The organism is Roseovarius halophilus (ex Wu et al. 2025) (genome assembly GCF_047086965.1).
Genome location: NZ_JBKOTX010000012.1, coordinates 43,563 through 65,427, shown reverse-complemented (window position 1 = coordinate 65,427; position 21,865 = coordinate 43,563). Strand labels below are relative to the sequence as shown.

Here is a 21,865-nt window from a genome sequence, read left to right as displayed (position 1 = left end):
CGTCACCGAACGGTTCATCGCGCCAAGCGGACCGGCATCCGATGGAACATCCTCCAGTCGTCGGAAAAAGACATAGGAGGGATTGTGGAACAACATCGACCTCCTGCAGGGCCGCGAGGTTCGCCGCGTGGTTCGTCTTGTAGGTCTCGGACGCCGTCGTGATTGCCGATCGCAGTTTCATGCCGCCTCCCTTGCCGCGCCGCGCCGCGCTGTTGCCGATTTGCCACATCGGGGCCGGGATGCCGGATTTTGACATGGGTCAAGGCAGCACCCGCGCGCCGGGCGCAGAAGCGCACGTGCAGTTCGAAAAATGGAAAGACCATGAAAAAGACCACAGCATTCACGCTCGCCGCCGCCCTCGCCACCGCAGCCGCCCCGGCGCTCGCGCAGGAACAGGGCGACATGACACTCGGGCTGGGGATGGGCTACGTCGCGCCCGATGACAGCTACAGCAGCACGTCCGTTGCCGGGCTCAACCTCCGCGCCGGCGACAATGCCCGCCCGACCCTGACCTTCGAATACTTCGTGGCCGACAATGTCGGCATCGAGGTGCTGGCGGCGTGGCCGTTCGAGCACGACATCGAGGCGCAAGGAACGGGTGATATCGGCTCCACCAAGCACCTGCCGCCGACGCTGTCGCTGCAATACCACTTCACCAACGATTCCGGCATCACGCCCTTCATCGGCGCCGGCCTCAACTACACCACGTTCTGGGATGACAAGCTGGACAACGGCGCGGCCCTGTCCCTCGACGATTCCTGGGGCCTGGCGCTGCATGCCGGCGTGGACTTCGCGGTCAGCGATCGCGCGGCGATCCGCACCGATGTGCGCTGGATCGATATCGAGACCGACGCCAATGTCGGCGGCGCCGACATCGGCAAGGTCAAGATCGACCCGTGGGTCTTCGGCGTCTCCTACGTGATGAAATTCTGAGGAACCGCCCGGCAAAGTCGTCAGAGGGCCGGCCAACGCGCCGGCCCCGGTGGGCATCCTTGACCAGGTGTTCATGACGGGCCCTCCGCAACCGCCCGCGCTCTCAATTCCTTGCGCATGACCTTCCCGGTCACGGTCAGGGGCAAGGCGTCGAAAAAATCGATCTCCCTTGGATAACAATGGGCTGCAAGACGGTCTTTGACATGCGCGCGAAGCGCGTCGCCCAAGGCCGCGCCGGGGCGCCAGCCGGCCCTGACAACGACATAGGCCTTCACGATCTCGGTGCGCAGGGCGTCGGGCTTGCCCACGACGGCCGCGGTCGCCACGGCCGGATGCGTCATCAGGCAATCCTCGATCTCCGCCGGGCCGATGCGGTACCCCGCCGAGGTGATCACGTCGTCCTCGCGCCCGATGAACCGCAGGAAATCGCCGTCCCACCGCCCCCTGTCCCCGGTCACAAGCCAGTCGCCGCGAAACTTGGCCGCCGTCGCCTCGGGCCGGTTCCAGTATCCCAGCATCATCGAGGCCGAGCCGCGGCGGATGGCCACGTCCCCCTCGCCCGGCGTCGGCCGCCCCTCGGGGTCGAGCACGGCAAGGTCGTGGCCCGGCACCGGTTTGCCGATGCAGCCCGGCCGCTGATCGAACAGCGCGGCGCAGGAAGTGGCGACCATGTTGCATTCGGTCTGGCCGTAGAACTCGTTGATCGTGACCCCGAGCGCATCGCGCCCCCAGCCCAGCATCTCGGCGCCCAACGGCTCCCCGCCGCTGGCGACGCTGCGCAATCCCGGCAGACGCGCATCGGCGGCTTTCAACATGCGCAGCGCTGTCGGCGGGAAAAACACGTTTCGGACAGCACCATCACGGATGATCCTTGCCGCATCCCCGACGGTGAACTTGTCCAGCCGGGCGGCAACGACCGGCACTCCGAGCGCCAGCCCCGGCATCAGGACGTCGAACAGCCCGCCGATCCACGCCCAGTCCGCCGGCGTCCAGAGGCAATCGCCCGGTGCGCCGAGAAAATCGTGGCTCAGCTCGACGCCGGGCAGATGCCCGGTCAGCACGCGATGCGCATGCAGCGCGCCTTTCGGGCTGCCGGTGGTGCCCGATGTGTACATCAGCACGGCCGGATCCTCGGCCCGGGTATCGGCGGTCTCGAACCTCGCCGTCGGCAGGTCCGTCATTTCGGGAACCAGCGCTGACACGCCGTCAAGACCGGCCAGCATCGGTAGGCCGGCCCTGTCGCTCACCACCACGCGCGCCCCGGCGTCACGCAGCCGCGACCGCAGGGCATCGTGCCTGAAGAGTTTGAACAATGGTATTGAAATCGCGCCTGTTTTCCAGATCGCGATATGCGCGGCCGCGCACCACGCCCCTTGGCTGCGCAGGACACCCACACGATCACCGGGGCCCACGCCCCGCGCCATCAGCGCGTGCGCCAGCCCGTCCGCCATACGACGCAGACCGGCGAACGTGACCTCCGCGCGTGCGTCTGTCAGGTCGATGATGGCCACCTTGCCGGGGTCCGTGTCGGCCCGGTGATCGCAGGCCTGAACGGCCATGTTCAGCCGCTCCGGCACGCCCCACGCGAAGCCGGCGCGAAGCGCTTCGTATGGCGCGTGGTTCAGCATGGTGCCGCCTTCATGCTGCTCAGCTCCCGGTCTCGCGATCGGCGACGCGGCCGTAATCGTCAACGAAATACGTCCGCTTCGGCCCCTCGCCCGCGTCACACGCGATCACCAGCCACAACCGGGCGGATCGCGCCGGCCGCGCCGCGCAGTCACTGACAGCGGCGCCGCCCCCGGCCTCGGCCACGTAGCGGGCGGCGACGCGTTCGATCACGGCTGTCTCGGTGGTCAGCACCGCGCGCCCGCCCAGCAACAGGCCCAGCCCGGCCACCACGGCGACAAGACCGCCCAGCGACAGGAACCACACCCAGCGGGGCATCATCCCATCGCCCCCATCATCTCGCGCCCGACAAGCATCCGGCGGATCTCGGACGTGCCCGCCCCGATTTCCATCAGCTTGGCGTCGCGGAAGATCCGCGCCACGGGCGCATCGTTCAGGAACCCCGCGCCGCCCATGGCCTGCACCGCCTGGTGCGCCTGCTTCATCGCCTCCTCGCTGGCATACAGGCAGCAGGCGGCGGCGTCCTGCCGGGTCACGTCCCCGCGGTCGCAGGCCTTGGCCACCTCGTAGACATAGGCCCGCGCCGAATTCATCGCCGTGTACATGTCCGCCATCTTGCCCTGCATCAGCTGGAAGTTTCCGACCGGCTGGCCGAACTGCTTGCGCTCGGACATGTAGGGCATCACCTCGTCCAGACAGGCCGCCATGATGCCGGTGCCGATCCCGGCAAGGACCACGCGTTCGTAATCAAGCCCTGACATGAGCACACGCACGCCCTTGCCCTCCTCGCCGAGGATGTTCTCGAACGGCACCTCGACGTCGTCGAAAATCAGCTCGGCCGTGTTGCTGCCCCGCATCCCCAGCTTGTCGAAATGCGGGCTTGTCGAGAATCCCTTCATTCCCTTCTCGATCAGGAACGCGGTGATCCCCTTGGCCCCGGCCTCGGGGTCGGTCTTGGCATAGACGACCAGCGTGTCGGCATCCGGGCCGTTGGTGATCCAGTACTTGCTGCCGGTCAGGCGGAAATGATCGTTGTGCTTCTCGGCGCGCAAGCTCATGGACACCACGTCACTGCCCGCGCCCGCCTCCGACATGGCCAGCGCGCCCACATGCTCCCCGCTGACGAGTTTCGGCAGGTAGGCCGCCTTCTGCGCCTCGCTTCCGTTGAGCTTGATCTGGTTGACGCAAAGGTTGGAATGCGCACCGTAGGACAGGGCCACGCTGGCCGAGGCGCGGGCGATCTCCTCCACGGCCACGACATGGGCGAGGTACCCCATGCCGGCGCCGCCCATGTCTTCCGGCACGGTGATTCCCAGCAGCCCGAGGTCCCCCATTTCCTGCCAGAGCGGGGCGGGAAATGCGTTGGAGTCGTCGATGGCGGCGGCCATCGGCTTCACCCTGTCCTGTGCCCAGCGATGGACCATGTCGCGCAGCGCGTTCACGTCCGCCCCCAGATCGAACTGCATCACCGCGTTGTACATGCGCCCTCACTCCTGCCGCCGGCATTTATTGAACACCTGTTCATTTATAGGCGCAAGAAAAGAAGGCCGTCAATCCCGCGCCGTGCCCGGGACGCCGCGGGACACGGTCGTGCTACCGCCGCGATGCCGACGCAGTACCGCAGGCCAGGAACAACAAAGACCGCCGCGCCGGCGGTGACGGCGCCACCGCCCGTCAGGAAGAGCCCTGGTAGACGGCGCCGACTTCGGCGCGGATGATCCGGGCGATCAGCGCGCAATCCTCGAGGCTGAAGGTCAACGGCAGCCGCATGTCGAGGATCGCCCTGAGAACCCTGTCGCTGCGCGGCATCCGCTCGCTCGGGGCGTAGCGCCAGCTGTCATAGCGGCTGGTGAAGCCCTCGGGCCGCGGACTGCCGAACCATTTCAGTTCCACCCCGCGGTTGCGGCATCTTTCCAGAACCTCCGCGATCGCGTCATCCGCCCAGTCCAGTAAAAGGAACTGGATGGACGAGCCCACGAAACTTTCCGCCTCGGGCCTGTCGACAACCTGCAGGCCGGGTGTCCCCCTCAGACCCGTTTCAACCGTCCGGTAGCGCGCGTTCCATGCCGCGCATTGCGCGTCAAGCCGCGCCAGTTGCGGCCTGAGAATCGCCGCGCGCAGATTGTCCATCCGCCCGGAAACATTGGGAGTTTCGTACTTGACCCGCTCGAACACGTCCTCGGGGGGAACCGTGCCGTGGCGGCCGTAGAGCATGTAAGACCCCGACAGGATCGTCGCCCGCGCCGCGATCTCGTCATCGTCCGTCACGAGGAAGCCGCCCTCGCCTGAATTGACGTGCTTGTATGTCTGGGTCGAATAACAGCCGATCCGCCCCCACCGTCCCGACGCCTTGCCGCGCCATGCCGCGCCCATCGTGTGCGCGCAATCCTCGATCAGGGTCAGGCCAGCGCCGTTGCAGATCTCCATCAGGCGGTCCATGTCGCACATGTGGCCGCGCATGTGGCTGAGCATCAGCACGTCTGCCCGGTCGGCCTTTTCAGCCAGGTCGGCCAGATCGATCGTCAGTTCCTCTGTCACCCCGACGAATACCGGCACGGCGCCCACGCTCGCGATCGCGCCCGGCACGGGCGCCAACGTAAAGGCGTTGCTGAGCACCCTGTCGCCCGGCCCCACCCCGACCGCGCGGAGCGCCGTCGCCAGCGCGTAGCCCCCCGACGCCACCGCCAGCGCGTACCGCGCGCCGGTCCAGTCGGCGAATTCGCGTTCAAGGACCGCGGTCTCGCCCATTTCGCCGTCGGCAAGGTTGTACCGGTGCAACCGGCCGCTGCGCATCACGGCCAGCGCGGCGTCGATCCCCTCCTGGGGAATCGGTTCCTGCTGAGTGAAACTGCCTTCGAACTTCTCCGTCATGTGCCAGTTCTGCGCCCAACACCGCTTGCGGTCAATGTCGACGGCTTCTTTTTCGGAATGGCTTTCGAAAATCCGAACCTCACATGTGCATCCGTCGAAAACGCCCTACCCGATCAGCTCCCTCACCACGCCGGGCAGCTCGTCGTAATGACCGATCATCCCCTCCGGCGCCATGTCGGCGACGCCGGCGCCTGTCGGGCCGAAGCTGACAAGCACGGACGGCACCGCGGCGGCACGTGCCGTATCGCGATCGGTCTGCGTGTCCCCGACCAGCAGGCACCGCGCCGGATCACCGCCCGCGCGCCGGACGCATTCGCGCAAGGGTTCGGGATCGGGCTTGCGCACGGGCAGCGTGTCGGCCCCGATCAGCGCGCCGAACGCGTCGAGTACTCCCAGCCGCTGCATCAGGCGACGCGCCAGCGCCTCTGGCTTGTTGGTGCATACCGCTACGCGGTACCCGGCGCTGCGCAGGTCCGCCACCGCCGTCATCGCGCCGGGATAGAGGGTCGTGTGCGTGTCGATTTCGTCGGCGTAAAACCTCAGGAGATCCGTATAATACCGGTCTATCTCCTCTGGCCGGGCCGCGCCGCCAAGCCGTTCGAAGCCCAGCCGCAGCATCGCGCGCCCGCCCTGGAACGCCGTCGTCGCGTCCGCCACCGGGTCCAGACGCACCGATGCGCCGATCGCCGCGAAAGTCGCGTTGGCCGCGCCGATCAGGTCGGCACTCGTGTCCATCAATGTCCCATCGAGATCGAAAACGACCGTTCGCATGTCACGCTACTCCCGGAAATCATCCTGCGCGGGTTTTCGCGCAGTCCTGTCATATCACGCAATCTTGTTTGATAGCGCGCGCCCTTGCATCGAGACAGCAACCGGATAGAACGGCGCGGCGGGAAACGAAAGAGTCGTATTGATATAAAGAGAAGATAATGCCCACGTCATTGGTTATACTCGCCGCCGGCAAAGGGACCCGCATGGTCTCGGATTTGCCGAAGGTTCTTCATCGCGTCGGCGGATTGCCGCTACTGGTTCACGCGATGGCATCGGGCGAAGCGCTGTCGCCAGCACGCCGCGTCGTCGTCGCCGGGCACGGGGCCGAGGCCGTGACACGGGCGGCGCGGGATTATGACGCGGCGGCACAGGTCGTGCTGCAGCACGAACAGCTCGGCACCGCGCATGCCGTGGCGCAAGCCGCACCGGCATTGGCGGGTTTCAACGGCGATGTCATTGTCCTTTACGGAGACACGCCCTTCATCCGGCCCGAAACGCTGGCCCGCATGGCCGAGGCGCGCGCGACCCATGACGTTGTCGTTCTGGGGTTCCGGGCCGCCGATCCGGGCCGGTACGGTCGGCTCGTCATGTCCGGGGAGGAACTGGAGAGGATCGTCGAGTTCAAGGATGCCCGCGCCGACGAGCGCGCGATCGATTTCTGCAACAGCGGGGTGATCGCGGCCGACGCGGCCACGCTCTTCGACCTGATCGATGCCGTGGACAACGAGAATGCCGCCGGCGAATACTACCTCACGGACATCGTCGCGCTGGCCCGGGCGCAGGGCCTGTCAGCCACCGCCGTGGCCTGCGAGGAGGCCGAGACGATGGGCGTGAACTCGCGCGCGGATCTGGCCGCTGCCGAGGCCGCCTTTCAGGATCGCGCGCGAGCGGCGGCGATGGCGGGTGGCGTCACGCTCACCGCCCCCGACACGGTGCATTTCTCGCACGACACGGAAATCGGGCGCGACACGATCGTCGAGCCCAACGTGGTTTTCGGGCCCGGTGTAACCGTCGCCGGTGGCGCGCGGATCCGGGCGTTTTCGCACCTTGAAGGGGCCAGCGTGGCCGCCGGGGCCGAGGTGGGCCCCTATGCCCGGCTGCGGCCGGGCACCGACCTGGCCGAAGCCGCGCGAGTGGGCAATTTCGTCGAGGTCAAGCAGGCCAGCATCGGGCGGGGCGGCAAGGTCAACCATCTCAGCTACATCGGCGACGCCCGGATCGGCGCAGAAGCCAATATCGGCGCGGGCACGATCACCTGCAATTATGACGGGGTGATGAAGCACCGCACCGAGATCGGCGACCGCGCCTTCATCGGTTCGGACACGATGCTCGTGGCCCCTGTCCGAATTGGTGACGGGGCGATGACGGGCTCGGGCTCGGTCATCTCGCGGGACGTCCCCGGCGACGCGCTGGCCATCGCGCGGGCCGATCAGAGCAACAAGCCGGGCCTCGCCCGCAAACTCTTCGAGCGTCTGAGGGCGCAAAAAGCCAAACGTGACACGGGAGCGGAATAGATGTGCGGTATCGTTGGGGTTCTGGGTCGGCACGAGGCCGCGCCCATTCTGGTCGAGGCGCTCAAGCGGCTGGAATATCGCGGGTATGACAGCGCTGGCATCGCCACGCTCGATGGCACCCGGCTGGACAGGCGCCGCGCGGTCGGCAAGCTGATCAATCTCTCCGACCTGCTGGTACACGAGCCGCTGGCCGGAAAGGCCGGTATCGGGCACACCCGCTGGGCCACCCACGGTGCGCCCAACCTGTCCAACACCCATCCTCACCGCGCCGGCCCGGTCGCCGTGGTGCATAACGGCATCATCGAGAATTACCGGGAATTGCGCACCGAGCTTGCAGGATGCGGGATCGGTTTCGAGACGGATACGGACACCGAGACGGTCGCGCTGCTTGCGAGCCACTACCTCGCGCAGGGCCAGAGCCCGGCCGAAGCCGCGACAAGCACCCTGGCGCGACTGGAAGGCGCCTATGCGTTGTGCTTCCTCTTTGACGGTGAACCCGACATGATGATTGCCGCGCGCAAGGGAAGCCCGCTTGCCGTGGGCCACGGCGAGGGCGAGATGTTCGTCGGCTCGGACGCCATCGCGCTTGCGCCGCTGACCAGCCGGATCACCTATCTCGAGGAAGGCGACATGGCCATCCTCACCCGCGACGGCATGACCGTCCGCGACGCCGACGGCATGCCGGCCGAGCGCGAGATCCGCGAGGTCCGGATCGACGTGGCCCGCGTCGACAAGGGGGGGCACAGCCATTTCATGGCCAAGGAAATCGCCGAGCAACCCACGGTGATCGGCGAGGCGCTGTCGCATTATCTCACGGCGGACGGCCGCGGCATCGCCCTGCCCGGCACAGAGCTCGATTTCACGGGCATCGACCGCCTGGTCATGGTCGCCTGCGGCACCGCCTATTATGCCTGCCATACCGCCAAGTACTGGTTCGAACGAATCGCCGGCCTGCCCGTCGAGATCGATATCGCCTCGGAATTCCGTTACCGCGAGCCCCCGCTGAGCGACGGCACCGCCGCGCTCTTCGTCAGCCAGTCGGGCGAGACGGCCGACACGCTGGCCGCCTTGCGCTATTGCCGTGGCCGGGCGCGCAGCATCCTGTCGGTGGTCAATGTGCCCGAAAGTTCCATCGCCCGCGAAAGCGACGTGGCGCTGCCCATCCATGCCGGCGTCGAGATCGGCGTCGCCTCGACCAAGGCCTTCACCTGCCAGCTCACCGTGCTGTTGCTGCTGGCGCTGCGGGCCGCCGCCGCGCGCGGCGCGATCACCGAGGACGATCTGGCAGACAGGCTCTCGGCGCTGCGCGGGCTGCCGGCCACGCTGACCCGGACGCTGGAGCTGGACACGAGCTTCGACACGGCCGCGCGCCGGCTGGCCGACGCGCCGAGCGCATTGTTCCTCGGCCGCGGCCTGATGTACCCGCTCGCGCTCGAAGGCGCGCTGAAACTCAAGGAAATCAGTTACATCCACGCCGAGGCTTATGCGTCGGGCGAGCTGAAGCACGGCCCCATCGCCCTGATCGACAAGAAAATGCCCGTCATCGTCATGGCTCCGCATGACCGGCTTTTTGACAAGACCGTCTCGAACATGCAGGAGGTCATGGCGCGCGGCGGCAAGGTCATGCTGGTCACCGATGCCAAGGGCGCTGCCGAAGCCGCGGAGGGCGTCTGGCAGACCCTCACCCTGCCGGACATCCACCCGATGCTGACCCCCATCCTCTATGCCCTGCCGGCGCAGATGCTGGCCTACCACACCGCCGTCGCCAAGGGCACCGACGTGGACCAGCCGCGCAACCTCGCCAAGTCGGTCACCGTCGAATGACGCGAAACGCGCCGTCGGCGGCGTGACGGCCTGACAGCAGTATCACGGCGGTCCCCGCGCGCGACGCTGCCCGCCATCGGCGATGGCGGGCGGCCGGGGCCGAGGGGCTTTCCCGGGTTATTCCGCCAGCCGCCGCACGCGCAGCTGGGGCAAGGACGTCAACGGCGCACCGATCGCTTGGAATGCGGCAAGTGACAGGCGGCTGCCCGACCCGCGCACCGCGTCGAGCGGGATGAGATCGACGCTCACCGACCGGCCGGTTGCCGTGTCCGTCAGCCGCCCGCGCCCGGGCGTCGCGACGAGCGGGGTCTTGAGCCACAATCCCGGTTCGGCGGGCGCCCCGAGCGAGGCGATCGTGACGCCGACCCCGCCGACGGCATCGCGCTCGGCGCTTTCCGGCTCATCGGGCGGGGCGGGCCGTTGCTCCGGATTTACCGGCGCCTCGGGCGCTTCCGGTTCGGGCGGTTGCAATTCGGCGCAGCCCGCAGCGGTCGCGACGGCAAGGATCAGGATCGGGATGAGTCTCATGAGTCGAGACTATCGCGGCGCGCCAAGGTCCGGCAATCACGAAGAACGGGCTTGCGACCGATCTGTGACCGCCATAGGTTTGCCCTATGACAGAACCGCTCATAGATCCCTTCCAGCGCGCCATTTCCTACTTGCGCGTGTCGGTCACCGATCGCTGCGATTTCCGCTGCGTCTACTGCATGTCCGAGAACATGACGTTCCTGCCCAAGAAGGAACTTCTGACGCTGGAGGAACTCGACCGCATGTGTTCCACCTTCGTCGGCATGGGCGTCGAGAAACTGCGCATCACCGGCGGGGAGCCGCTGGTGCGCAAGGACATCATGACGTTCTTCAACGCCATGACCCGGCACCTCGACTCCGGCGCCCTGAAGGAGTTGACGCTGACCACCAACGGCAGCCAGCTGGAACGGTTCTCCGAGGCGCTTTACGCCGCGGGCGTGCGGCGTGTGAACATCTCGCTCGATACGCTGGACGAGCAGAAATTCGCCGATATCACCCGCTGGGGCCGCCTGCCGCAGGTTCTCAAGGGGATCGACGCGGCGCAGCGCGCGGGGTTGCGGGTCAAGATCAACACGGTGGCGTTGAAAGGCTTCAACGAGGACGAGCTGTTCACGCTGGTCGAATGGTGCCGGGACCGCGACATGGACCTGACCTTCATCGAGGTCATGCCGATGGGCGATATCGGAAACGAGGACCGTCTGGACCAGTACTGGAAGCTCAGCGACCTGCGGGCGGAGCTGTCGGAACGCTACACGCTGACCGAACTGGCCGAACGCACCGGCGGGCCGGCGCGTTACGTGCGGCTGGAGGAGACGGGTCAGAAGATCGGGTTCATCACGCCCCTGACGCATAATTTCTGCGAAAGCTGCAACCGCGTGCGCCTGACCTGCACCGGCGAGCTTTACATGTGCCTCGGGCAGGACGACATGGCCGATTTGCGGGCACCGCTGCGCAATCACCCCAACGACAACGCGCCCCTCGAAACCGCGATCCGGGATGCCATCACGCGCAAGCCCAAGGGCCATGATTTCGATTATTCACGTCAATCCGTGGACGGCCGGGTTGCGCGCCATATGAGCCATACCGGCGGGTGATGTCCGGGGCCGCGGCGCCTCTGCCGATACGGGTTTACAACGCGGCGGTCGAACTGATCGCGCCGCTTGCGTGGCGCCGGGTCAGCGCCAAGCTGCGCGCGCAGGGTGTCGCGGACGCACGTCTGCACGAGCGTCTGGGCCGCGCGACCGCGCAGCGCCCCGATGGTCGCCTTGTCTGGTTCCACGCGGCCTCCGTCGGTGAAAGCCTTTCGATCCTGCGGCTGATCGACCACTGGGGCCGGCGCGCGCCCGACCTTGCCTTCCTGATCACGTCGGGCACGGCGAGTTCGGCCAAGATCCTGACCGGGCGCCTGCCGCGGCGGACGCAACACCAGTTCGCACCGCTGGACACCCGACGCGCCGTCGCGCGGTTTCTTGATCACTGGCGCCCGGACGCCGCCATTTTCGTCGAAAGCGAACTCTGGCCGCGCATGTTGCAGGAAACACGCGCACGCGGCGTGCCGCTGGCACTGGTCAACGCGCGGCTGTCCGACCGATCGGCGCGGGGCTGGCAAAGGTTCGCACGAACGGCGCGGTACCTCCTGGCGCCGTTCGAGATGATCCATTGCCAGGATCAGCGCACGGCCGACCACCTTCAAGCGCTCGGCCTTGCGCAGGCCGCCGCCGGGCAGAACCTCAAGAGCCTCGCCGGCCCCCTGCCCCATGATCCCTCCGACCTGGACGCGCTGCGCCGGGAACTCGGCCCGCGCCCCGTCTGGCTTGCCAGCTCCACCCACCCGGGCGAGGACGAGATCATGCTGGCGGCGCATCGCGAGGTACGGCGGCATGCCCCGGATGCGCTGCTCATCCTGGTGCCCCGCCACCCGGACCGCGCGTCCCAGATCGCGGCCCAGATCACCGCCGCTGGCCTTGCCGCCGCGCGCCGCAGCACGGGCGAGGAGATCGGGGGCGACACGGCGGTCTACCTTGCCGACACGCTTGGCGAAACCGGGCTGTGGTACGCGCTTTGCCCGGTAACCTGTCTTTGCGGGTCGTTCACCCCCGTCGGCGGCCACAACCCGTACGAGCCGGCCCATGCCGGCTCGGCCATCCTGCACGGGCCGCTCTACGCCAATTTCGCGCAGGCCTACCCGGCGCTCGACCGGGCCGGCGCTGGACGTCAGGTCGCGGATGCGCAGGCATTGGCCGGGGCGGTAACGGCGCTTCTGGCCGACGGGGCGGCGCGCGCGGCGATGCAGGAGGCCGCGACAGCGTTCGCCCGCGGCCAGCAGGATGTGCTTGACGAGATGACGGGCGCCCTTTCCAACGCGCTCGGGCTGCGGTAGGGACGCCGTGCCCCGCAAGCAGAGGCCGGACGTGCCCGACCTGATCGTCACCAATTTCAACCGGAATTTCACCGGTGTCTCGGCAACGGCGGCCGGCGTGGTGGGCGTGCAGGCCGGGCGCCATGACCTCGTGCTTGTCGGCCAGCCGCTGCCCGGCTGCCCTGCCCCGGTGCGCAAGCGGGACGCCCTCGCCCTGTCGCGCCGGCCCCCGCCCGGGCGGCCCTTCACCATCTGGCACGTCCGGCGGAATCCGGAAATGCGCTGCGCCCTGTTCGCGCGCGACATGCTGCGCCTGCCTGTCAGGATCGTGTTCACCTCGGCCGCGCAGCGCCGCCATTCCGCCCTGCCGCGCTGGCTGATCTCGCGCATGGACGCGGTGATCGCCACCACCGAAAAGGCCGCCGATTTCGTGCCGCATGTGCGCGGCGTCGTCCCGCATGGCGTTGACACGGCGCGGTTTTCGCCCGCGCCTGACCGGGCGGCCGCGTGGCGCGCGACGGGGTTTGCGGGCGCGCGCGGGATCGCCACCATCGGGCGCATCCGGCCCGAGAAGGGCACCGACCGTTTCGTCGAGGCGATGCTGCGCCTGCTGCCCGGCCACCCGGATGTGACCGCCCTTGTCATCGGGCGTGCGGCGCGCGGCGACCGCGGCTTTCTGGACGGCCTCAAGGCGCGTGTCGCAAAGGCCGGCCTGTCGGACCGGATCCTTTTCCCGGGCGAGGTGGCGGCACGGGACCTTCCCGGGCTGATGCGGGCGCTTTCGGCCGTCGTGCAATTGCCGCGCTACGAGGGCTACGGCATGGCCCCGCTCGAGGCGATGGCGTCGGGCGTGCCGTTCCTTGCCACCGACACGGGCTATTACCGCCGGTTCGCCGATGGCGGGCGTGCGGGCATCATCCTGCCCGGCGATGACGCGCCGGCCTGTGCCGCGGCGCTCGATACCTTGCTGGGGTCACCCGGGCGGCATGGCGAGATGGCCCGCGACGCCCGCCAGACGGCGGAGACCCGTTTCAGCATCACGGCCGAGGCCGACGGGATCGGCGCGGTCTACGAGGCGCTCTGGCGCGAGGGCTGACCGGGCCGCGCCGTCACCCCGCGACCGGCATGCGCTGCTCCACGATGCCCGCCCACCAGCTGCACCCGGCCGGGATCGCTCCGTCGTTGAAGTTGTAATCGGGGTTGTGGACCATCGCGGTATCGCCGTTGCCCACGAGGATGTAGGCGCCCGGCCGCTCCTCCAGCATGAAGGCGAAATCCTCCCCGCCCATGACGAGCGGTGCCTCGTCGCACTGCCCACTGACCGAGCGCGCGACCTCGGCCGCGAAATCCGTCTGCTCGGCATGGTTCTTCATCACCGGGTAGCCGCGGTAATAGGTGATCTCGGCCTCGCCGCCGAAACCGGCGCAGATATTCTCGGTCAGCGCGCGCAGACGCGTTTCGGCAAGGTCGCGCATCTCGGGGCTCATGGTGCGTACGGTGCCGCGCAGCGTCACCCGCGCGGGGATGACATTGAAGGCCTTCGACGAGGTCTCGAAGGCGGTCACGGAAACGACGATCTGATCGACGGGGTCGGCATTGCGGCTGGCGATGGTCTGCAGCGCTGTGACAACATGGCTGGCCATCACGGTGGTATCCACCGTCTCGTGCGGCTTGGCGGCATGGCCGCCCCGGCCTTTCACGGTGATGTCGAACTGGTCGGTGGCGGCAAAGAACGGCCCCGGCCGGATGGCGAAGCTGCCCACCGGCCGGCCCGGCCAGTTATGCATCCCGTAGACTTCCTGGATCCCGAAACGCGCCATCAGGCCGTCATCGCACATTTCCTTGCCGCCGCCGCCGCCTTCCTCGGCGGGCTGGAAGATCACGACGACGGTGCCATCGAAATTGCGCGTCTCGGCAAGGTAGCGGGCCGCCCCGAGAAGCATGGCCGTATGCCCGTCATGGCCGCAGGCATGCATGGCGCCCGGTGTCTTGGACGCGTAGTCGAGCCCGGTTTCCTCGTGGATGGGCAGCGCGTCCATGTCCGCGCGCAGCCCGATCACCCTGCCCGAGCCGGTCTGCCGGCCCTTGATCACGCCGACGACGCCGGTGCGGCCGATGCCGGTGACCACCTCGTCGCAGCCGAAATCCCTCAGCTTGTCGGCGACAAGCGCGCTTGTCCGGTGCGTTTCATACAGGATTTCCGGGTTCTCGTGGATATCCCGGCGCCACGCGGTGATATCATCATGCAATTCCGCGAAACGGTTCTTGACGGGCATGGGCTTCTCCTTTCCTCAGTAGCCGCTCTCGGAGGTCAGCACGAAATGCCCGGGCTCGACCTCCGCGTAAACCGGCGGCTCCGGTTCATGGCCGATCGGGTGGATAGGGGACGGGATCGGGCGGAAGTTCAAGTCCTTTTCGGTCTTGCGGCGCGCCGGATCGGCGATCGGCACCGCTTTCATCAGCGCTTGGGTGTAGGGATGCTGCGGGTTCTCGAACACCGCCGGGCGCGGCCCCTTCTCGACGATGCGGCCCAGATACATCACGCCGACGTCGTGGCTGACACGCTCGACAACGGCCATGTCATGGCTGATGAAAAGATAGCTCAGGCCCAGCTCCGCCTGCAATTCCAGCATCAGGTTCAGAACCTGCGCCTGCACGCTCACGTCAAGCGCGCTCACCGCCTCGTCGGCCACGATCAGCTTGGGGTTAAGCGCCAGCGCCCGGGCGATGGCCACGCGCTGGCGCTGGCCGCCCGACAACTCGTGCGGGTAGCGGCCAAGGAAGCTGCGCGGCAGCTCGACCCGGTCGAAAAGCCGCGCCACGCGGTCCTCCGTTTCGCGGCCCCGCGTCAGGTTGTAGTTGATCAGCGGCTCGGCCACCTGATCCCGCAGGCGGCGTTGCGGGTTGAGGCTGGCGAACGGATCCTGGAACACCATCTGCATGTCGAGCCGCGCACGGCGCAGGTTCGGCCCGGAAAGCGCGATGATATCCGTGCCGTCGAGGTTCACGCGCCCCGCCAGCGACTCCACCAGCCGCAGGATCGACCGGCCCGCTGTGGACTTGCCGCAACCCGATTCGCCCACCAGCGACAGCGTGCGCCCCTTGTTCAGCGTGAAGGAAACATCCTCGACGGCATAGACATTGGCGATCTTCCGGCGCAGCAGCCCGCCGCGCACCGGGAACCGGGTGGTGAGGCCCTCGACCTCCAGCAGGCGGTCCTCGCTGCCGGGAATGGGCTCGGGCGTGGCCGCGTCGGCGCCGACCAGCCGCATGGGTTCGGGGTAGCGTTTGCCGCGCATCTCGCCCAGCCGGGGCACGGCGGCCAGCAGCGCCTTGGTATAGTCGTGCTGCGGCGCCTCGAAGATCTGCGCGACGGGGCCTTCCTCCATCTTGTGGCCGCGATACATCACCACCACGCGATCCGCCATCTGGGCCACGACGGCCATGTCGTGCGTGATGAACACGACCGCGGTGCCCGTTTCGCGCTTCAGCCGGTCGATCAGGGCCAGGATCTCGGCCTGGATCGTCACGTCAAGCGCCGTCGTCGGTTCGTCCGCGATCAGCAGGCGGGGCGAACAGGCCAGCGCCATCGCGATCACCACCCGCTGCCGCATCCCGCCCGACAACTCGTGCGGGTATTGCGTCAGCCGGCGCTCGGGCTCGGGGATGCGCACCTCCTGCAGCAGGTCGAGCACCCGCGCCCGCGCCTGTGCCTTGCTCATGCCCTTGTGCAGGCGCAGCCCCTCGGTCAGTTGCCGGCCGATGGTGAAAACGGGATTGAGCGCCGTCATCGGCTCCTGGAAGACCATGCCGATCTCGTTGCCCCGGATGGTGCGCATCAGGCCCTGGTCAGCGGTGGCAAGGTCGATCTCGCCGCCCTCGCGGCGATCGAACAGCAGCCGGCCGCCCGAAATGTGCCCCCCGCCGTATTCCACGAGCCGCATCAGCGACAGCGACGACACGGACTTGCCCGAGCCGGATTCCCCGACGATGCACACGGTCTCGCCCGGGAACACCTGCAGCGAAACGTCCGCGACCCCCGTGGCCGGGCCGTCGCGGGTTTCGAACTAGACCCGCAGGTTCTCGATGCGGGCAATCGGTGACTGGTCGAGCATGGGCTGGACGCTCGTTTCCGGGGGCGGCCGGCGGCCATCCTGAAAGGGTAGCTAGACAGAGCGCGCGGCACCTGTCAAACCCCGCCGCCCGCCGAGGGCCCGCCGCGCGCCCCGCCGCCAAGTCAGGGGTTGCATTTTGCAATGATCCGGTCTGTCATGATCCGTGCAAGGACAACGCCGGGCCGGGAAACCGGTCAACCGGACGTGTCCGGGCAACGGGCCGTCAGAGCCCGAAGGCCATCTTCTCAAACGGGTGGTGTCCAACAACTGAGGAACCCGAATTTTCATGAAAACCAAAGCACTGATGCTGGGGGCAGCCGCGGCGCTTGCCTGTTCATCAGCCGCCGCACTTGCCGAGCGCGCGAGTGACGGCGACGTCAAGATCATCTACTGGCAGGCGCCGTCGATCCTCAACCCGTTCCTGTCGGGCGGCACCAAGGATGTGCAAGCGTCCAGCCTCGTGATCGAACCGCTGGCGCGGTATGACAAAACGGGCCAGATGGTCCCGTGGCTGGTCGAGGAAATCCCGACGGTCGAGAATGGCGGCGTGGCCGAGGACCTCACCTCGATCACGTGGACGCTGCGTGACGACATCACGTGGTCCGACGGCACGCCCTTCACGTCGGCCGACGTGCAGTTCACCGCCGAGTATTGCATGAACCCCGACATGGGCTGCGCGCAGGTCACCAAGTTCGAGGGCGTCGAAAGCGTCGAGACCCCGGACGCGCAAACCGTCGTGGTGAATTTCGACAGCCCCACGCCCGTCCCCTACCTGCCCTTCGTCGGCGCCGAGAGCCCGATCATCCAGAAGGCGCAGTTCGCCGATTGAACCGGCGCGCGCGCCCCTGAATGCACCGAGCAGAACTTCAACCCGGTGGGCACCGGGCCCTTCGTCGTAACCGATTTCCGGCCGAACGACGTGATCCGCTTCGCCGCGAACGAGAACTATCGCGACCCTGACAAGCCGGCCTTCGCCACCGTCACCTTCAAGGGCGGCGGCGATGCCACGTCGGCGGCGCGCGCGGTGATGGAAACGGGCGAATACGACTACGCCTGGAACCTGCAACTGGCCCCCGAGGTGATCGAGGAGATGGCCAAGGGCGGCACGGGTGAGCCGATCTCGGGCTTCGGCACGCTGGTGGAGCGCATCATGGTCAACTTCACCAACCCGGATTCCGGCCTGCCGCCCGAGGAACGCGCGGTGGTCAAGCCGCATCCCGTCCTCAAGGACAAGGCGGTGCGCAAGGCGCTGAGCCTCGCCATCGACCGGCCCCTGCTGGTCGAGATCGGCTACGGGCAGGCCGGGCAGGTCACCTGCAACCTCGTGCCCGCGCCCGAAGCGTTCGATTCCGACACGTTCGACTGCTCGACGCAGGACCTCGACGGCGCGCGCGCCCTGCTTGACGAGGCCGGCTGGGTGCACAGCAACGGCAACGGTATCCGCGACAAGGACGGGGTGGAGCTGAGCCTGCTCTACCAGACCTCGACCAACGCGGTCCGGCAGGATTTCCAGGCGCTCATCAAGCAATGGTGGAGCGAGATCGGCGTCGAGACGGAACTGCGCAACATTGACGCCTCGGTCTTCTTCGGCGGCGATCCGGGCAGCCCGGACACCTTCCAGAAGTTCTATGCCGATGTCGAGATGTACGCCAACCTCTTCCCCGGTACGGACCCGCAGGCCTATCTGGGCAACTACCTGTGCGACAAGGCCCCGCGGCCGGAAACGCAGTGGCAGGGCGAGAACGTCACGCGCTTCTGCAACGAGGAATACGACGCCCTGCATGCCGAGCTGCGCAAGACCGCCGGCATCGAGGAACGCGCGCGGACCGCCAGGCAGCTCAACGATATCCTGATCGAGGAAGTCGCGATCATCCCGCTGGTCCACCGTGGCCGCCTGTCGGCGAAGTCCAATTCGCTCGGCGGTGTCACTCTCAACGTCTGGGATACCGAACTGTGGAACGTCGCCGACTGGTACCGCAAGGACGGCTGACCCGGGCCTGACCCCGCACCGATACGGCGCCCGCCCGGCCTGACCGCCGGGCGGGCGGTTTGCCCGCCCCCGGCGCCCCTGCCAAATATCGGATCCCGCGCATGCTGACCTTCACGATCCGCCGGCTGATCACGGCCATCCCCACGCTGCTGTTCATCAGCCTCGTCATCTTCCTGCTGCTCGAACTGGCGCCGGGCGATCCGATGGCGCAGGTCCCGCTGACCGTGCCACCCGACGTCAAGCAACAGATGCGCGAGGCGCTCGGCCTCGGCGAACCGACGCATGTGCGGTTCGGCAAGTGGATCTGGCAGTTCATGGTGGTCGAGCCGATGCATTTCATCGACGGCATGCTGGGCACCACGCTGGCCGCGGGCGAAAGCCGGGTCATCAGCTGGCAGACACGGTCGCCCGTGATGGATATCGTCGCGCAACGCATGCCGCAGACGCCGTGGGTGGTGGCGATGTCCTATGTCGTGGGCATCTTCATCGCGCTGCCGATCGGCATCTATTCCGCCTACCGGCAATATTCCGTATTCGACCAGGTCGGCACCTTCGTGACGATGGTCGGCTATTCCGTCCCGCCCTTTTTCTCGGGCGTGCTGGTGATCGTCATCTTCTCGGTGCAGCTGGGCTGGCTGCCCTCCATCTACGACACCACGCTGGAGGTCGTGGACTGGGACACCTTCGTCACCCAGCTTCGACAGATGGTCATGCCGGTGATGGTGCTGGCCTTGCAGACGACGGCGCAGATCAGCCGGTTCATGCGGGCCTCGATGCTCGACAACCTCAACCAGGATTACGTTCGCACCGCCCGTGCCAAGGGGCTGTCGGAAAGCGTGGTCGTGATGGTGCACGTGCTGCGCAATTCCATGATCCCGGTCGTCACGGTCATCGCGCTCGGCGTGCCGCACATCTTCGGCGGCGCCATCATCACCGAGCAGATCTTCAAGGTGAACGGGCTGGGCCAGCTGCTGATCACCGCCATCCAGGCCAAAGACCTGCCGATGGTGCAGACCGTGACCTTCATGCTGGCCGTTCTCATCGTGCTGTTCAACATCGTGGCCGATCTGCTCTACGGCCTTCTCGACCCGAGGATCCGCTATGACTGACCCGCTGACCGAGCCCTTGACCGAGCCGACCCCGACAGCCCCGCCGCGCAGCCAGCTGCGCGAGGTCTGGCTGCAGTTCCGGCAGCACCGCGGCGCGCTGATCGGCGGCCTGATCTTCGTGCTGATCGTCGCGACCGTGTTCATCGGGCCGGTCCTGTGGCAGATCGACCCGACCTATATCGACATCCGCGCCCGCAACCAGGGGCCGACGCTGGTGCATCCCTTCGGCACCGACCAGCTGGGCCGTGACACGCTGGCCCGCATGATGGCCGGCGGGCAGACCTCGATCGCGGTCGGGCTGACGGCGATGCTGCTGGCGCTGGTGCTGGGGTCGTTCATCGGGGTCGTCGCCGGATTTTTCAGATGGTTCGACGGGCCGCTGATGCGGCTCACCGACCTGTTCCTGTCCCTGCCCCTTCTGCCATTGCTGCTGGTCATGGTGCTGCTGTTCCGCGAACCGCTGAACGCGGCCTTCGGGCCGGAAACCGGGATCTTCATCCTGATCGTCGTGGCCATCGGCGTGACAAGCTGGATGCCCACCGCGCGGATCGTGCGCGGGGACGTTCTGGCGCTCAAGGAGCGGGAATTCATCCTCGCGGCGCGGTCCATCGGGACGACCAATTTCAACCTGATCTCGCGCCACATCCTGCCCAACGTGCTTTCGCCGATCCTCGTGTCGGCCACGCTCGGCATTGCCAACGCGATCATCACGGAATCCGCGCTGAGCTTTCTCGGGCTCGGCTTCCCGCCGGATTTCCCCACATGGGGCCGGCTGCTCAACGATGCCACGCAATACCTGCAGGATTACCCCGAACGGGTGTTCTGGCCGGGGCTCGCGATCTCGCTCACGGTCCTGAGCGTGAATTACCTCGGCGACGGGTTGCGCGATGCGCTCGATCCGCGCATCCGGGGCCGCTGACGACGTGAGCCGCGCCAAAAAGAACCCCGGACCGTCGCGCCCGGCCGCGATGGTCCACTGGCCGCGCACGCGGCCGCCTGCGCGGAACACCGAATACGCAAACCGGCACCGGCCGGAATTTTGTTCCTCGACGGACCTGATATTCACAAAGTCAGATACTTGATTGACAGAAAATTCCCCGCCAGATGAACCGCGTTCCAATATCGGGGGATGCGAAAGATGTTCGCGACATTCGGATTCGACACGCTCACCGCGCCGCAGGCGGCGCTCTGGTTCGCGCTTGGCCTCGGGCTGGTTTTCGGCGCGCTCGCGCAGATCACCCGCTTCTGCCTGCGCCGCGCCTTGGTCGGCGAGGACCGGCGACAGGCCGCCGGTGTCTGGCTGATGGCGCTGGCCGTGGCCGTGGCCGGCACGCAGGCCGCCGTCGCGCAGGGCTGGATCACCTTTGCCGATCACCGGTTCATGACAGGCGCCATGCCGCTGCTCGCCATCGTGCTGGGCGGGCTGATGTTCGGGGCCGGGATGGTGCTGACGCGGGGCTGCATCTCGCGGCTGACGGTGCTGAGCGGCGCGGGCAATCTGCGCGCCGTGCTTGTCCTGATCGTCTTTGCCATCACCGCCCATGCCATGATGAAGGGCGTGCTGGCACCGCTGCGCAGCGCGGTCGGCGCCGTTACCGTACCGCTCGACCCGGCCCTGCCCGGCGCCCCGCTGCTCTGGGCCGCTCTGATCGGTGGCCCCGCGCTTGTTTTCGCGCTGCGCTCGGGCAACCGGGCCGGAACGCTGGTCATGGCGGGCCTGATCGGCCTGCTGGTGCCGCTTGGCTGGGCGGGTACCGGTTTCGTGCTCTACGACGATTTCGACCCGATCGCGATGGAATCGCTATCCTTCACCCGGCCGGCAACCGATGCGATCTTCTACACGCTGGCCGCCACGGCGTTGACCCCCGGCTTCGGCGTCGGGCTTGTCGGCGGTGTTATCGGCGGCTCCTTCGTGGCCGCGGCCCTGACGCGGCGCTTCCGCTGGCAGAGTTTCGAAACCCCCGGCCAGACGGGCCGTTACCTTGCCGGCGCGGTGCTGATGGGCACGGGCGGCGTGCTGGCGGGCGGCTGCACCGTGGGCGCGGGGTTGTCCGGTGTACCGACCCTGTCGCTGGCCGCGATCCTTGCCCTTGTGGCGATGGGCGCCGGCGCGCTCATGACTGACCGGCTGCTTCGGGCGGGCGCGGCGCAGCCACGGCTGACGCCGGCGGAGTAGCGTCGAAGCCGCCGAATGCGCCTTGCACTGCCGGGCCGACGCGTTAGGG

The 21,865-nt window shown here is 67.5% G+C and carries 16 protein-coding genes and 3 pseudogenes; 10 read left to right on the top strand and 9 right to left on the bottom strand.

Annotated features, from left to right (window positions below; genetic code table 11):
- A pseudogene (locus ACH107_RS04295) lies at window positions 1-102 on the bottom strand (murein transglycosylase); the annotation flags it as partial.
- Between the two features lie 219 nt (window positions 103-321).
- On the opposite strand from ACH107_RS04295, the gene ACH107_RS04290 reads away from it, so the two are divergent.
- Complete coding sequence (locus tag ACH107_RS04290; RefSeq protein WP_412504782.1) at window positions 322-933, top strand: OmpW/AlkL family protein; 612 nt, start codon at window positions 322-324, stop codon at window positions 931-933.
- A 71-nt stretch (window positions 934-1,004) separates the two neighbouring features.
- Here the strand turns inward: ACH107_RS04290 and ACH107_RS04285 are convergent, their stop codons facing one another.
- The 5 genes from ACH107_RS04285 to ACH107_RS04265 all read right to left on the bottom strand — a co-directional run bounded on the left by ACH107_RS04285 (window position 1,005) and on the right by ACH107_RS04265 (window position 6,201).
- Window positions 1,005-2,561, bottom strand: coding sequence for an AMP-binding protein (locus ACH107_RS04285; RefSeq protein ID WP_412504781.1), 1,557 nt, complete (start codon window positions 2,559-2,561; stop codon window positions 1,005-1,007).
- Between the two features lie 19 nt (window positions 2,562-2,580).
- Window positions 2,581-2,877, bottom strand: a complete 297-nt coding sequence (locus tag ACH107_RS04280; RefSeq protein ID WP_412504779.1) for a hypothetical protein — start codon at window positions 2,875-2,877, stop codon at window positions 2,581-2,583.
- Window positions 2,877-4,040, bottom strand: coding sequence for an isovaleryl-CoA dehydrogenase (locus ACH107_RS04275; protein ID WP_412504778.1), 1,164 nt, complete (start codon window positions 4,038-4,040; stop codon window positions 2,877-2,879). The genes ACH107_RS04280 and ACH107_RS04275 overlap by 1 nt, the downstream gene beginning before the upstream one ends.
- Window positions 4,041-4,233: 193 nt before the next feature.
- Window positions 4,234-5,430, bottom strand: a complete 1,197-nt coding sequence (locus ACH107_RS04270; RefSeq protein ID WP_412504777.1) for a DegT/DnrJ/EryC1/StrS family aminotransferase — start codon at window positions 5,428-5,430, stop codon at window positions 4,234-4,236.
- A gap of 105 nt (window positions 5,431-5,535) precedes the next feature.
- Window positions 5,536-6,201 carry an HAD-IA family hydrolase gene (locus ACH107_RS04265; protein ID WP_412504776.1) on the bottom strand — a complete coding sequence of 222 codons (666 nt, stop codon included), beginning with the start codon at window positions 6,199-6,201 and terminating at the stop codon, window positions 5,536-5,538.
- A gap of 158 nt (window positions 6,202-6,359) precedes the next feature.
- On the opposite strand from ACH107_RS04265, the gene glmU reads away from it, so the two are divergent.
- Window positions 6,360-7,715: a bifunctional UDP-N-acetylglucosamine diphosphorylase/glucosamine-1-phosphate N-acetyltransferase GlmU gene (glmU, locus tag ACH107_RS04260; RefSeq protein WP_412504775.1), complete on the top strand. Its 1,356-nt coding sequence runs from the start codon at window positions 6,360-6,362 to the stop codon at window positions 7,713-7,715.
- Window positions 7,716-9,539: a glutamine--fructose-6-phosphate transaminase (isomerizing) gene (gene glmS, locus ACH107_RS04255; RefSeq protein WP_412504774.1), complete on the top strand. Its 1,824-nt coding sequence runs from the start codon at window positions 7,716-7,718 to the stop codon at window positions 9,537-9,539. It begins immediately after the preceding gene.
- 117 nt (window positions 9,540-9,656) lie between these two features.
- On the opposite strand, the gene ACH107_RS04250 is transcribed toward glmS, so the two are convergent.
- Window positions 9,657-10,067, bottom strand: a complete 411-nt coding sequence (locus tag ACH107_RS04250; RefSeq protein WP_412504773.1) for a hypothetical protein — start codon at window positions 10,065-10,067, stop codon at window positions 9,657-9,659.
- A gap of 86 nt (window positions 10,068-10,153) precedes the next feature.
- Between ACH107_RS04250 and moaA the strand changes: the two genes are divergently transcribed.
- From moaA to ACH107_RS04235, 3 genes are read left to right on the top strand one after another with little or no spacing between them, the layout of a single operon-like run.
- Window positions 10,154-11,161, top strand: coding sequence for a GTP 3',8-cyclase MoaA (gene moaA / locus ACH107_RS04245; RefSeq protein ID WP_412504772.1), 1,008 nt, complete (start codon window positions 10,154-10,156; stop codon window positions 11,159-11,161).
- A complete protein-coding gene (locus tag ACH107_RS04240) occupies window positions 11,161-12,447 on the top strand; it encodes a 3-deoxy-D-manno-octulosonic acid transferase (protein ID WP_412504771.1) in 1,287 nt (428 codons plus the stop codon). The genes moaA and ACH107_RS04240 overlap by 1 nt, the downstream gene beginning before the upstream one ends.
- 31 nt (window positions 12,448-12,478) lie before the next feature.
- Window positions 12,479-13,522, top strand: coding sequence for a glycosyltransferase family 4 protein (locus ACH107_RS04235; RefSeq protein WP_412504783.1), 1,044 nt, complete (start codon window positions 12,479-12,481; stop codon window positions 13,520-13,522).
- Between the two features lie 13 nt (window positions 13,523-13,535).
- On the opposite strand, the gene ACH107_RS04230 is transcribed toward ACH107_RS04235, so the two are convergent.
- Both ACH107_RS04230 and ACH107_RS04225 read right to left on the bottom strand, forming a co-directional pair.
- A complete protein-coding gene (locus tag ACH107_RS04230; protein WP_412504770.1) occupies window positions 13,536-14,702 on the bottom strand; it encodes a M20 aminoacylase family protein in 1,167 nt (388 codons plus the stop codon).
- Window positions 14,703-14,717: 15 nt separating this feature from the next.
- Window positions 14,718-16,541 (bottom strand): annotated as a pseudogene (locus ACH107_RS04225) (dipeptide ABC transporter ATP-binding protein).
- A gap of 286 nt (window positions 16,542-16,827) precedes the next feature.
- Here ACH107_RS04225 and ACH107_RS04220 point away from each other — a divergent pair.
- The 4 genes and pseudogenes from ACH107_RS04220 (at window position 16,828) to ACH107_RS04205 (ending at window position 21,816) form a co-directional block, all read left to right on the top strand.
- Window positions 16,828-18,531, top strand: a pseudogene (locus tag ACH107_RS04220) (peptide ABC transporter substrate-binding protein).
- A 101-nt stretch (window positions 18,532-18,632) separates the two neighbouring features.
- Window positions 18,633-19,640: an ABC transporter permease gene (locus ACH107_RS04215; protein ID WP_412504769.1), complete on the top strand. Its 1,008-nt coding sequence runs from the start codon at window positions 18,633-18,635 to the stop codon at window positions 19,638-19,640.
- A complete protein-coding gene (locus tag ACH107_RS04210; RefSeq protein ID WP_412504768.1) occupies window positions 19,633-20,559 on the top strand; it encodes an ABC transporter permease in 927 nt (308 codons plus the stop codon). Before ACH107_RS04215 ends, ACH107_RS04210 begins: the two co-directional genes overlap by 8 nt.
- 219 nt (window positions 20,560-20,778) lie before the next feature.
- Window positions 20,779-21,816 (top strand): YeeE/YedE family protein, encoded by a 1,038-nt coding sequence (locus ACH107_RS04205; RefSeq protein WP_412504767.1) that lies wholly within the window; start codon window positions 20,779-20,781, stop codon window positions 21,814-21,816.
- Window positions 21,817-21,865 lie beyond the last annotated feature (49 nt).

Bases quoted from the DNA above. Each gene is read 5' to 3' on its own strand.
- ACH107_RS04250 (WP_412504773.1), bottom strand. From the start codon at position 10,067: ATGAGACTCATCCCGATCCTGATCCTTGCCGTCGCGACCGCTGCGGGC.
- ACH107_RS04270 (WP_412504777.1), bottom strand. From the start codon at position 5,430: ATGACGGAGAAGTTCGAAGGCAGTTTCACTCAGCAGGAACCGATTCCC.
- ACH107_RS04230 (WP_412504770.1), bottom strand. From the start codon at position 14,702: ATGCCCGTCAAGAACCGTTTCGCGGAATTGCATGATGATATCACCGCG.
- ACH107_RS04280 (WP_412504779.1), bottom strand. From the start codon at position 2,877: ATGCCCCGCTGGGTGTGGTTCCTGTCGCTGGGCGGTCTTGTCGCCGTG.
- ACH107_RS04290 (WP_412504782.1), top strand. From the start codon at position 322: ATGAAAAAGACCACAGCATTCACGCTCGCCGCCGCCCTCGCCACCGCA.
- moaA (WP_412504772.1), top strand. From the start codon at position 10,154: ATGACAGAACCGCTCATAGATCCCTTCCAGCGCGCCATTTCCTACTTG.
- ACH107_RS04210 (WP_412504768.1), top strand. From the start codon at position 19,633: ATGACTGACCCGCTGACCGAGCCCTTGACCGAGCCGACCCCGACAGCC.
- glmU (WP_412504775.1), top strand. From the start codon at position 6,360: ATGCCCACGTCATTGGTTATACTCGCCGCCGGCAAAGGGACCCGCATG.
- ACH107_RS04275 (WP_412504778.1), bottom strand. From the start codon at position 4,040: ATGTACAACGCGGTGATGCAGTTCGATCTGGGGGCGGACGTGAACGCG.
- ACH107_RS04205 (WP_412504767.1), top strand. From the start codon at position 20,779: ATGTTCGCGACATTCGGATTCGACACGCTCACCGCGCCGCAGGCGGCG.
- ACH107_RS04215 (WP_412504769.1), top strand. From the start codon at position 18,633: ATGCTGACCTTCACGATCCGCCGGCTGATCACGGCCATCCCCACGCTG.
- ACH107_RS04265 (WP_412504776.1), bottom strand. From the start codon at position 6,201: ATGCGAACGGTCGTTTTCGATCTCGATGGGACATTGATGGACACGAGT.
- glmS (WP_412504774.1), top strand. From the start codon at position 7,716: ATGTGCGGTATCGTTGGGGTTCTGGGTCGGCACGAGGCCGCGCCCATT.
- ACH107_RS04285 (WP_412504781.1), bottom strand. From the start codon at position 2,561: ATGCTGAACCACGCGCCATACGAAGCGCTTCGCGCCGGCTTCGCGTGG.
- ACH107_RS04240 (WP_412504771.1), top strand. From the start codon at position 11,161: ATGTCCGGGGCCGCGGCGCCTCTGCCGATACGGGTTTACAACGCGGCG.